This is a genomic window from Pseudomonas sp. NFACC39-1 (genome assembly GCF_900110355.1).
GTDB classification, from domain to species: Bacteria; Pseudomonadota; Gammaproteobacteria; order Pseudomonadales; family Pseudomonadaceae; genus Aquipseudomonas; species Aquipseudomonas tehranensis.
Genome location: NZ_FODL01000007.1, coordinates 152,960 through 165,139 on the forward strand (window position 1 = coordinate 152,960; position 12,180 = coordinate 165,139).

10 protein-coding genes are annotated in these 12,180 nt (G+C 59.8%); 7 read left to right on the forward strand and 3 right to left on the reverse strand.

Annotated elements, in window-relative coordinates:
- Position 1: 1 nt before the first annotated feature.
- The 6 genes from BMY45_RS17020 to BMY45_RS17045 are packed head-to-tail and all read left to right on the forward strand — an operon-like array spanning position 2 to position 7,122.
- Entirely contained in the window at positions 2-1,444 is a 1,443-nt protein-coding gene (locus BMY45_RS17020) for a mannose-1-phosphate guanylyltransferase/mannose-6-phosphate isomerase (RefSeq protein WP_092399579.1), read from the forward strand.
- Entirely contained in the window at positions 1,444-2,241 is a 798-nt protein-coding gene (locus BMY45_RS17025) for an ABC transporter permease (protein WP_092399581.1), read from the forward strand. Before BMY45_RS17020 ends, BMY45_RS17025 begins: the two co-directional genes overlap by 1 nt.
- Positions 2,241-3,506 (forward strand): ABC transporter ATP-binding protein, encoded by a 1,266-nt coding sequence (locus tag BMY45_RS17030; RefSeq protein ID WP_092399583.1) that lies wholly within the window; start codon positions 2,241-2,243, stop codon positions 3,504-3,506. The genes BMY45_RS17025 and BMY45_RS17030 overlap by 1 nt, the downstream gene beginning before the upstream one ends.
- A complete protein-coding gene (locus tag BMY45_RS17035; RefSeq protein WP_092399585.1) occupies positions 3,503-4,870 on the forward strand; it encodes a glycosyltransferase family 4 protein in 1,368 nt (455 codons plus the stop codon). Before BMY45_RS17030 ends, BMY45_RS17035 begins: the two co-directional genes overlap by 4 nt.
- Positions 4,861-5,991 (forward strand): glycosyltransferase family 4 protein, encoded by a 1,131-nt coding sequence (locus BMY45_RS17040; RefSeq protein WP_092399587.1) that lies wholly within the window; start codon positions 4,861-4,863, stop codon positions 5,989-5,991. The genes BMY45_RS17035 and BMY45_RS17040 overlap by 10 nt, the downstream gene beginning before the upstream one ends.
- Positions 5,992-7,122, forward strand: coding sequence for a glycosyltransferase family 4 protein (locus tag BMY45_RS17045; protein WP_092399589.1), 1,131 nt, complete (start codon positions 5,992-5,994; stop codon positions 7,120-7,122).
- A 58-nt stretch (positions 7,123-7,180) separates the two neighbouring features.
- On the opposite strand, the gene BMY45_RS17050 is transcribed toward BMY45_RS17045, so the two are convergent.
- Both BMY45_RS17050 and BMY45_RS17055 read right to left on the reverse strand, forming a co-directional pair.
- Complete coding sequence (locus BMY45_RS17050) at positions 7,181-7,807, reverse strand: glutathione S-transferase family protein (protein WP_092399591.1); 627 nt, start codon at positions 7,805-7,807, stop codon at positions 7,181-7,183.
- Between the two features lie 125 nt (positions 7,808-7,932).
- Positions 7,933-8,835, reverse strand: coding sequence for a LysR family transcriptional regulator (locus tag BMY45_RS17055; protein ID WP_092399593.1), 903 nt, complete (start codon positions 8,833-8,835; stop codon positions 7,933-7,935).
- 280 nt (positions 8,836-9,115) lie between these two features.
- Between BMY45_RS17055 and BMY45_RS17060 the strand changes: the two genes are divergently transcribed.
- Positions 9,116-11,329, forward strand: a complete 2,214-nt coding sequence (locus tag BMY45_RS17060; RefSeq protein ID WP_177193359.1) for an LTA synthase family protein — start codon at positions 9,116-9,118, stop codon at positions 11,327-11,329.
- Positions 11,330-11,524: 195 nt separating this feature from the next.
- Here BMY45_RS17060 and nudK read toward each other — a convergent pair whose 3' ends face one another.
- Positions 11,525-12,118 carry a GDP-mannose pyrophosphatase NudK gene (nudK, locus tag BMY45_RS17065; protein WP_092399597.1) on the reverse strand — a complete coding sequence of 198 codons (594 nt, stop codon included), beginning with the start codon at positions 12,116-12,118 and terminating at the stop codon, positions 11,525-11,527.
- Positions 12,119-12,180 lie beyond the last annotated feature (62 nt).

The window sequence follows — 12,180 nt, forward strand, 5'->3', positions numbered from 1 at the left end:
CATGCTGATTCCCATGATTCTCTCCGGCGGTGCCGGAACGAGGTTGTGGCCGATGTCCCGCGAGGGCCATCCCAAACCCTTCATGATCCTGCCTGACGGCCAGTCGCTGCTGAGCAAGACCTACCGACGCGCCGCCGGGTTGTTCGACGGCCGCGGCGACATCGTTACCGTGACCAATCGCGAGTATTACTTTCAGAGCCGCGACCACTACCAAAGCGCCCATCTGGCACGCCATCGCGGCCATTTCGTACTTGAACCGACGGGCCGCAATACCGCGCCGGCCATCGCCACGGCGACGCTCGCGGTGCAAGCCCTGCATGGTGACGACGCCATCCTGATGGTGATGCCCGCAGACCACCTGATCCAGAACGAGGCGGCCTTCAAGGCTAGCGTGGAGCATGCCACGCAACTGGCCAAAAGCGGTTACCTGGTGACCTTCGGTGTACTGCCCACGACACCGGAAACCGGCTTCGGCTATATAGAACGCGGCAAACCCCTGGATACCCAGGGCGCTGCCAAGGTCGTGCGCTTCGTCGAAAAACCCGACCTGCAAACCGCAACACACTATCTGGAAAGCGGCCGTTTCCTGTGGAACTCGGGCATGTTCTGTTTTTCAGTCAAAACCCTGTTGGCGGAATTGCAGAACCACGCCCCGGCGTTGCTGGAACAGGCTCGCGCCTGCATAGCCGCGAGCACGGCCGTGGAGACATCAGGTTGCGTGCAACAGGAACTGTCCGCCGCGCATTTTTCCGAAATGCCGGACATCTCCATCGACTACGCCTTGATGGAGCGCTCCAATAATGTGGTGGTAGTCCCCGCCGCCTTCGACTGGAGCGACATCGGCTCATGGAGCGCCGTCGCCGATCTGGTACCCGCCGATGCACAGAACAACCGCGTCAGCGGTGAGGCGTTGTTCATCGACAGCCAGAACAACTATGTCCAGAGTGAAGGACGGTTGGTGGCCGCACTCGGTGTGGAAAACCTGATCATCATCGACACCGCCGACGCCATCCTGGTCGCCCATTCCGACCGAGCCCAGGATGTACGGCGCGTCGCGCGCCAGCTCAAGGACAAGGAGCACGAATCCTATCGCCTGCACCGCACGGTCAGCCGTCCATGGGGCAGCTACACCGTGCTGGAACAAGGCCCGCGCTTCAAGATCAAGCGCATCGTGGTCAAGCCAGGCGCGGCGCTATCCCTGCAAATGCACCATCACCGCAACGAACACTGGGTGGTCGTGGAAGGCATGGCCAAGGTCACCAACAATGGCTCTGAAGCTCATCTGGTGGCCAAGAACGAATCGACGTTCATCCCCGCAGGGCACCGCCATCGGCTGGAGAACCCCGGCGTCATCGACCTGGTGATCATCGAAGTCCAAAGCGGAGAATACCTGGGAGAAGATGACATCGTGCGCTTCGAGGATCACTACGGCAGGGCCGTCTGATGTTGCTAACCTTGCACCGCGCGCTGTGGAGCTACCGCGGTTTCGTCCTTGGCAGCGTCAAACGCGAATTTCAGGCGCGCTATCGCAATTCTTTGTTCGGCGCGTTGTGGACCGTGCTCAACCCGCTGTCGATGATCCTCGTCTACACCGTGATTTTTTCCCACATCATGCGCGCCCGCCTGCCGGGGGTGGACGATGGCATGGCCTACAGCGTCTACCTCTGCGCCGGGCTGCTGACCTGGGGGTTCTTCGCCGAGATCACGACACGCAGTCAGGGCATGTTTCTGGAAAACGCCAATCTGCTGAAGAAAATCAGCTTTCCCAGGATCTGTCTGCCGGTGATTGTGCTGTTCAACGCCGGGATCAACTTCGCGATCATCCTCAGCCTTTTTCTCGGTTTCCTGTTGATCACCGGCCGCTGGCCAGGAATGACGTTACTGGCGCTGGTGCCCTTGCTGGCCCTGCAAGTGATGTTCGCCGCTGGGCTGGGCATGTTGCTGGGGATTCTCAATGTGTTCTTTCGTGATGTCGGGCAACTGTTCGGTATTTGCCTGCAATTCTGGTTCTGGCTAACGCCCATTGTTTACCCGATGACCATCCTTCCGCCGTCGATCCAGCAATTGCTGGCCCTCAACCCCATGACAGCGCTGATGCAGAGTTACCAGAATTTGTTTCTGTACAACCAATGGCCGGTCTGGAGTTCGCTGACACCGCTGCTGGTCATCGGCCTACTGATGTGCGTCACCGGTTTGCGGATGTTTCGACGCCGCGGCGGTGAAATGGTGGATGAACTCTGATGGGGCATTTACGCGTCAGTGGCCTGGGCAAGGCCTACAAGCAGTATCCAAACCGCTGGAGCCGGCTATTCGAATGGCTGATTCCCTTTTCCCGCCCGCGTCATCAATTGCACTGGGTCTTGCAGGGCGTCGATTTCGAGATCCAGCCCGGTGAAGCCGTCGGCATCGTCGGGGTCAACGGCGCGGGCAAAAGCACCTTGCTCAAAATGATCACCGGCACCACCCAACCCACCTGCGGCCATATTCAATTGCGTGGCCGCGTCGCGGCGTTGCTGGAACTGGGCATGGGGTTCCACCCGGATTTCACGGGCCGCCAGAACGCCTTCATGGCCGGGCAGTTGCTGGGCATGCAAGTGGAGGAAATCGAAGCATTGATGCCGCAGATCGAAGGTTTTGCCGAAATCGGCGAGGCCATCGACCAGCCAGTACGCACCTATTCCAGTGGCATGCAAATGCGCCTGGCCTTCAGCGTCGCCACGGCCCGCCGCCCGGACATCTTGATCGTCGATGAAGCTCTCTCAGTGGGTGACGCCTACTTCCAGCATAAAAGCTTTGAGCGCATCCGCAGTTTTCGCAAGGCCGGTACGACGCTGCTGATCGTGTCCCACGATCGCTCGGCGATTCAGTCGATCTGCGACACCGCCATCCTGCTGGAGCACGGGCGCATGGCCATGCGCGGCAAGCCGGAAGAGGTGATGGATTATTACAACGCGATGCTGGCCCAGCGCGAGGGTCAGATCGTCCGCCAGGAAATGCTCGCCAACGGCCAGGTACGTACCATCTCCGGCACCGGGGAGGCCGGCATTGTTGATGTTCAGCTGTTGAACAGTCAGGACCAGCCGGTGGAAGTGGCTGAAATCGGCCAACCGATGGTCTTGCAGGTCCGGGTCGAGATCCGCCAGGACATCGAGCGCCTGGTGCTGGGCTTCCTGATCAAGGACCGCCTCGGTCAGCCCATGTACGGCATCAACACCCATCGCCAGGATAAAGCCGTGACGGACCTCAAGGCCGGCGAACACGTCACCTTCCGTTTCAGTTTTGACATGCGCCTGGGCAAGGGCAATTACTCCGTCGCGCTGAGCCTGTCCCGACTGGATTCGCACCTGGACCGCAACTTCGAATGGCGCGACTACGGGCTGGTGTTCCACGTCATCAACAATCGCCAGGAAGATTTCGTTGGCTGTTCGTGGCTGCAGGCCCGCACCAGCATCCAGCGCACGGCATTACCAGCGGTCGAGGAACTGACGCAAAAGGAACTGCCATGACTCGCCTGCTGATGGAATGCACCTACGTGTATGAACATCCCAGAGCCAATTCCGGGATTCAGCGAGTAGTGCGCAACGTTATCCGCGAACTGCCGGCCAGAGAAGCAGAGCACGCATGCATCCCCGTCGTGATACTGCAAGGCAAGTTGTACGAAGTGAAGAGCCTCGCCCCGCTGCCCTCCAGGGGGCTGGATCTGGTCAGCCTGCGGGTACGGCTGGAGCAATTCGCCAGCCTGTTCTGGCTCAGGCATCGGACGCTTGAAAGGCGACGCCCCTTCAGCCAGTCGCGATGGGCACGCCGCGTGTTGTACTTAGGCTGCCGGCTGTTTGCCCTGGGCTTTCTGAGCATTCCGATCCGGGTGCTCGATCGCTTGCTCAAACGCCAGAATGTCCCAGCGCGTTGCGTGCCCCTTCAACACCGCCCCGGCGACCAACTGGTGCTGCTGGACTCTTCCTGGCACGCCGATTTCTTTCCTCTGGCCGAACAGCTCAAGCGCGATGGCGTCGGGATTGTCTCGGTGATCTACGACCTGATCCCCCTGACCCACCCGCAGTTCTGCGATGCCGGGCTGGTCAAGGTGTTCAATCATTGGTTCGACTGGATTGCCCGCACCGCGGACGGCTACATCGCGATCTCCAGCACCATCCGCGACCAGGTTCGCCAGGAGATGGAGCGACGCGTGGGCCAACAGCAGGTGAGTGAGCGCTGGTTCGACTATTTCCACCTGGGCAGCGAACTGGATTTGGTGAACGCCTCCAGCACCATCGACAGCAAACTGCTGCGAGTATTCATGCAGCCCGAACCGATGTTCCTGATGGTCAGCACCATCGAACCGCGAAAAAACCATGCCTACCTGCTGGATGCGTTCGAACGCGCCTGGGCCGCCGGCTCCCAGGCGCGGTTGTGCATCGTCGGGAAAATCGGCTGGAAATGCGAAGCCTTGATCGAACGTATCCGGCGCCACTCGCAACTCAACAGCCGCCTGTTCATGTTCAATGATCTCTCGGACCACAGCCTGGAACACGCCTACCAGCATGCCACGGCGCTGGTGTTCCCCTCCTACGTGGAGGGCTTCGGTCTGCCGCTGGTGGAGGCCATGCAACGCGGATTGCCGGCGATGGGCAGTGACATCGACGTGTTTCGGGAAATCGGCGGTGAGTTCATGGTTTATTTCGACCTCCATGACCCCCAGAGCCTGACGGACCTGGTCCTGGGCATGGAACACAGCGGGGTATTCCCGGCCAAGCGCAACCTTGATCAATGGCAATGGCTGAGCTGGCGCCAGGCCAGTGCGCAATTGGTGGAGCGCATCGAGCGACACATTGATGAAGTGATCCTCGACAGGGAAACAGCATGCGAATAGCTCTGAACGCCCGGATTCTCCAGGCGCCACGCACCGGCATCGGCCATTACGTGGCGGAACTGGCCACTGCCCTGGCCCAGGAGCCGGATGTACAGCTGTCATTGTTCCACGGCTGGGGCTGGAGCTCGCAGTTGCCGCAAGCGGCCACGCCTGGTTACTCGCGACTTACACCTTTGCTGCGCCAGGTACCGGGGGCCTATCGGGCGCGGCGCTGGCTGGAGCAGAAACGCTTCGATCAGGGCCGTTCCCGCGCCATCGACCTGTATCACGAACCGAGCCTGTGGCCCCTGGCCTTCGAAGGGCCAACGGTGATGACGCTGCATGACCTGACGCACCTGCGCTACCCCGAGACGCAACCACCGGCACGACTGAGGGAAATCGAGCGTCGGCTCAGCCGTGCGGTAGAGCAGTCGCAGCTGATTCTGACGGACTCGCAGTTCATCGCCGATGAAGCCCGAGAACATTTCGGTCTTTGCGCGGAACGCTTGAGAGTCGCCCCGCTGGGGGCTGCGGCACGTTTCCATCCGCGCGAACCCGAAGCCATCGATGGGGTTCTCAAAGCCCATGGGTTGGAAGCAGGCCGATATTTTCTGTGTGTCGGCACCCTGGAGCCACGCAAGAACCTGTCGCTGGCTCTGCGCGCCCACGCCAGGCTGCCCGAATCCGTCCGTCAGACTTTCCCTTTGCTCATCGTAGGAATGAGCGGATGGCAGCGTGCACAACTCAGCGACGAGTTGAAAAATGCCCTGGCCGGAGGTCATGTTTGTCTCGCGGGCTACTTGCCCGACGAACAGGTAGCCCAGCTATTGGCAGGAGCACGTGCACTGATCTTTCCGTCGCGCTATGAAGGCTTCGGCCTGCCGGTACTCGAAGCCATGGCCAGCGGCACCCCGGTGATCACCACGCGCTGCTCGGCAATGCCGGAAGTGGCCGGAGCGGCCGGCAATTATTGCGAGCCCGACGATCCCCAAGGCATGCGCGAAGCCATGGACCGGTTGATCGAAGATCGCCTGCATTGGCAGGCATGTCGTGAAGCCGGGTTGCAACAAGCGGCGCTTTTTTCCTGGCAACGGTGCGCCAAGGTGACGGCCCAAACGTATCGCCAGGTTCTGGGAGGTTGAATGCGAGTCCTGCACTTTTACAAAACCTATCTGCCGGACTCCATGGGCGGCATCGAACAGGTTATTTTCCAGCTGTGCGACAGCAGTGACCGATTAGGCATCGATAACACCGTGCTGACGCTGAGCGACGATCCGGCGCCGGGTCCGATCACCATCCGACAGCATAAGGTTCATCAGGCCCGGATGGACTTCCAACTGGCCTCCACCGGGTTCTCCTACAGTGTTTTCAAGAAATTCCGCGAGCTGGCTGCCGAAGCGGACGTAATCAACTACCACTTCCCCTGGCCATTCATGGACCTGGTGCATTTTTGCAGCGCACTGAAAAAACCCTATGTGGTCACCTACCATTCGGACATCGTGCGTCAGCGGCATCTGCTGAAGCTGTATCGCCCTCTGATGCGACGCTTCTTGAACGGCGCGGATCGTATTGTCGCGGCGTCGCCTAACTATGTGCATACCAGCGACGTGCTCAAGGAGTACCGCGATAAGACCCAGGTCATTACCTATGGCTTGAACAAAGCCAGTTATCCACAGCGTGACGCTGAACGCATCGCGCAGTGGAAGACCAAATTGGGCGAGCGCTTCTTTCTGTTCGTGGGGGTGATGCGTTATTACAAAGGCCTGCACATTCTCCTCGACGCCCTCAAAGGCGTGGATTATCCGGTGGTCATCGTCGGTGCCGGTCCGCTGGAGAAAGAACTGCATGCCCAGGCGCAGGCGCTGGGCCTGCGCAACCTGCACTTCCTCGGACGCCTGGGCGATGAAGACAAGGTGGCATTGCTGGAACTGAGCTACGCCATCGTGTTCCCGTCGCACCTGCGCTCTGAAGCGTTTGGCATCTCTCTGCTCGAAGGCGCGATGTATGGTAAGCCGATGATCTCCAGCGAGATCGGCACCGGCACCAGCTACATCAATATCCACAATGAAACAGGCCTGGTGGTGCCCCCCAGCCACCCCGAAGCTTTCCGGGAAGCGATGCGTACCCTATGGGACAACCCGGCACAGGCCAGGGAAATGGGCATCAGGGCCGAAGAACGTTACCGGCAGTTGTTCACCTCTGAGGAGATGGGCCGCAAATGGCTGCAACTGTACGAGACGTTGCTGGAGCAAAGGGCGCTTTCCTTCGCGTAACACCCGTCAATGAGGCGAGCGGATAAATCCCCTCGCCTCAAGGTTGCTCAACGCATTTTTAGGCCTGCTGTTGCAAACCGGCAGCCGTACGCGGCATGCCGACGAACCCGGGCAAGGCCTCGATCCGTCCCAGCCATGCACGTACGTGGGGGTAGTCCTCCAGCGACACATTGCCCTCCGGGGCATGGGCGATGTAACTGTAGCCGGCGACATCGGCAATCGTCGCAGCGTCACCCACCAGAAACCTGCTGTCGCTCAAATGTTGATCAATGACTTTCAGCAAGCTATGGGAGCGGGTGATCGCATCTTCTGCGTTGTAGGGCGCGCCGAATACCGTGATCAGCCGAGCAGTGGCCGGCCCCGCATGGAGCGGACCCGCTGCCACCGACAACCAGCGCTGCACCCGGGCGGCGTCGACCGGATCCGTTGGCAGCCAGCGGCCCTTGCCATATTTGTGCGCCAGGTACACCAGGATGGCGTTGGAATCGGCCAGCACCATACCGTCATCGTCAATAACCGGCACTTGGCCAAAGGCATTAATTGCCAGGAAATCTGCCTGTTTGTGGGCGCCTTTAGCCAGGTCGACGAAAATCACCTCGACGGGCAGTTCAAGCAAGGAAAGCATTAGTTGTACGCGATGTGCGTGGCCGGAAAGCGGGAAGTGATAAAGCTTGATGGGATTCATGGTCGACTCCGCTGCAAATGACGCCATCAGCAGAACGGCGTCGATGGGGTCATCTTCCGCTTGAACTCCGGACTAGAGAATCACCCGAATATGCAATCCATTGTTTCAAACGGCGAAACAATGTCTCAGCCTTTCAACGCCGGATGCTCGCGCAACGCACGGACGGTAAAGTCAACAAAACTGCGGACTCGCGCTGGCGCTTTGCGTCCACCTTGGTACACCACATGGATCGGCAGGGGCGGCAGTTCGAAGTCAGCCAGAACGATCTCCAGTTCACCGTTGGCAACGTTGCTCATCACCTGATAAGACAAGACCCGAGTCAACCCCAACCCCTGACAGGCCGCCGTGATTGCAGCCTGGTTGGCCGTGACTACCAGTCTCGGCGCGGGCCGCACAGAGAGCGGTTGCCCTGCGTCGATGAACGTCCAGTTTCTGATCTGACCGGTGGCCGATGAGGCGACCACCGGCATGTGCTCCAGATCCTGCGGGTGTGCGGGTCGGCCATGGCGAGCGAAGAGCTCAGGGGAACCGCAAACCACCCGTCGCACTTCACCCACACGCACGGCGTGCTGGCTACTGTCGGGCAACTCGCCAATGCGTATGGCAATGTCTATGCCCTCCTCGACCATGCTGACGATACGGTCCAGCAATAAGGCATTGATGCCCACCTCGGGGAATTGCTGCAGGTAATCGACCAGCACCGGCGTGACAAACAACTGACCAAACAGCACCGGAGCGGTAATCGTCAATTGCCCGCGGGGCTGGGCGTGACTGCCAACCGCTGAATCCTCGGCTTCCTGCAAGTCAGCCAGAATTCGGCGGCAGTCCTCGAGAAAGCGCTGGCCCGCTTCGCTCAGGTAGACGTTGCGAGTGGTGCGCACCAACAAAGGCGTACCGATGCGCTGCTCCAACGCCGCCACGGCGCGTGTGACGCTGGCCGCCGACAGGCCCAGGCGTCGCGCAGCCGCCGAGAAACCGGAGTCCTGGGCAACAGCGACAAAAACCTGCATTTCCTGAAACCTGTCCATTCATCCTCCAGCGCAAAACCTTGATACAAGTTGGCTGCACACCTCAAATCCGCGCCGTACCGCCATTGTAGGGGGCCGTGCCAGCGAACCACAGCGCAACGCGATCGGGCATCGGCACATCGACCCGGTCAATTGCGACTATGCTTGGTACCATCGAGCATACTTTCATGACAACTTAATGACTCGAACCATGACGTAAGTCTTGTGGACACGGGCTTACTCGCAAGCCTGTGTCCATAAGTTGCGTGCCTCACTGGCGTCCATCGGAAGGCCCCTTTTTGTGAATGTTTTTTACCGCGGCTTCACCCACCCCCTCGCCCCGCTCATCGCCCTGGCCGGATGCGCATTAATCATCCCCATGAGCCTGCGCCTCTCGCTAGGATGGTCCGATCCGCTGGGCTATCTGTCTGACCTGGGCATGGGCGGGTTGCTGATCGTGCTGCTTTACCGTCGTCCCTGGTGGGTGGCATTACCCATTTTGCTGGTCTGGAGCATGCTGACGCTGGCCAGCATCGAACTGGTCAGTGCTGTCGGGCGCATGCCCACCCCATCGGACCTGCATTACCTGACCGACCCGCAATTCGTCGAAAACTCCACCAGCGGCGGCTTCGCCCATCCCTGGCTCGCAGCGATTCAGTTGGCAGCGGTGGCGGTCTGGCTGATTGTCCAATGGCCCCGCCGGTTGTATATGGCACCTCGCTTGCCGCGCCACGCCTGGGCGCTGCCGATCGTGCTCTTACTGAGCCACAGTGTGGTGCAATCCTGGCGACCCAGTGAGGCAGACCAATGGAACCTGTTCAATCTTCCCCACCAACTCGTCACGGCGGCCGTTGCCGCCGGGCAGGATCGTACCCAGCTATGGCTTGAAGATGATGCAGTGGTTCAAGCCCCGCCCATGGAAGGTCTTACCCGGCTTGATCTTGAAGGCCAGAAAATCCTGCCTGCACCGGGCCGGGCACGCAACGTCCTGATCATCACCTTGGAAGGCATCCCCGGCGCCTATGTGGGCGTCAACCGCCAGGCCCTGAAAAGCAGCTATCAGGAAGACCTGATGCCGCACCTCAGTGCCTGGGCCGAGCGCGGCATGAATACCCCTGATTACGTCCTGCACAACCACCAGACCATTCGCGGCCTGTACTCGATGCTGTGTGGCGATTACGAAAAATTCGACGACGGCACGCCCAAAGGCGTCGAGATGTTGAACCTGGCCCGGCGCAATCAGGCCTGCCTGCCGGCCCAGTTGCGCCGCAACGGGTTCTCCACGCATTTCCTGCAAGGTGCGGGCCTGCGTTTCATGGCCAAGGACCGGATCATGCCGCACATCGGCTTCGACACCACCCTGGGCATGGACTGGTTCACCAAACCTGCCTATCTGGAATTCCCTTGGGGCAAGGACGACAAGACATTCTTCGAGGGCGCGCTGGATTACGTCGGACAACTGCAACAGGCAAAGAAGCCCTGGATGCTGACGCTGCTGACGGTGGGCACGCACCAGCCCTACTCAGCGCCGGATGACTACCTGCAACGCTACGACACTACCAAGCAGGCGGCCGTCGGTTACCTGGATGACGCACTGGACAGCTTCATGTCGGGACTGGAGCGCCAAGGCGTGCTGAAAGACACCCTGGTGATCATCACCTCGGACGAATCCCACGGCATCGACGATGTGCGCCTGGCGTCATCCTGGGGTTTCAACCTGACATTGGCGCCAGAGCCATTGCCCCGGATCAAGTCAGGGGTTTACGGTCATGTCGACCTGACTGCCTCAGTCCTCGATTACTTCGGTTTCAAGGTGCCCAAATCGTTGTCCGGTCGCTCGATGTTCAGGGACTATGCAACGGGTCGGGAAATGATGTCGTTCACCAACGGCAAGCTGCGCTATCACGACGGTAAAGGCACGTTCACCGAATGCGATTTTCTGCAACGTTGCCGCTTTTACTCCAGCGAAGGCTTCATCACTGAGCGCGTCGCTTATGGCGGGCAATACAGAGGTCAGCGCGCCAGGCTGATCAGCGCGCGAGGCTCGGCTCTGGACCGCAGTCTGCTACGCACCCCCCTCAACCAGCATTATCAGTTCGGCAGCGCCGATCAAATCCCGCTTCCGGCCCAAATCACCAACGACTGGACCGATAACCTGATCGGCGCCCAGTACCTGGAGATGCCCAAGGGCTCACAGACCCGCGTCAGCCTGACCATCCGCGCCCTGGGTCCGGACAATGCGGCCTATATTTCCCTCAAGGCCAAAGAGTTCGAGCAGGATGTAGCGATCGACCTGCCGACGGAAGTGGCGGTGACGCCCGAACAGCCGCTGGTGATGAACATCCGTTTCGATAACCCGCAACCCCGCAAGGCTTTCTCTTTCCATCTGCTGGGGCACGGGGTGGGCGCCATCGAAATCAGTGACTTCAGTGTCGTGACCGAACTGCCGGAGCAAACGGAGCCCTCGGATTACCTGAACCTCGTCCAGGAAGACAGTGACGCCCAGTCCAGTTGAATGAACACCGCGCAGCCCATGAGCAGCACTGAGCCTTACATCGCCCCGGGCTGAATTGATCAATGATTGACCAATTACTTAAGGATCGAAGGCGATCAGCAGAGCGGCGCGCGCAACAACTCGCGCACCGCCTTTGTTGACTGAATGGCTTTTTTGAAACGCAGGCTCAAGCTCTCGGCCTTAGCAAGCAGCAGACTAATCCAGCAACCGATGCAACTTGGCGTACTGCAACAGCATGATGGTTTTGCCGTCGCAGATATCCCCGGTTTCGATCATGCCCAGCGCCTTGTCGAGGGACATCTCCAGCACTTCGATTTCCTCGCCCTCGGCTTCCAGCCCACCGCCCTCATGCTGTTTATCTTCGTCGAAGTATTCGCCGACGAAAAAATGCACGCGTTCTGTCACCGACCCTGGGCTCATGAATGCCTCGAACACCTTGCGTACATCCTGAACGATATAGCCGGTTTCCTCCTGGGTCTCCTTACGGATGCAGGTGTGCGGGTCGTCGTTATCCAGCAGGCCGGCACAGGTTTCGATCAACAGACCATCGTGGCCATTGACGAAGGCCGGGAAGCGGAACTGCCGAGTCAGCACCACGGTTTGCTTGGCCTTGCTGTACAGCAGGATGGTCGCACCGTTGCCCCGATCGTAGGTCTCGCGGGCCAGTTCGCGCCATTGGCCATCGCGGCCGAGGTAGTCGTAGGTGGTTTTGCGCAGCACGTACCAGTTGTCCGAGAGCACTTCGACTTTCTTGATGCGCACGCGATCTTTGGTGTTTGCCTGTGTCATTCAGCCATTCCATATCCAGTGTCTGAAAGCGGCAGAGCGGCCGTAAAGGCCGACGGCCTGCC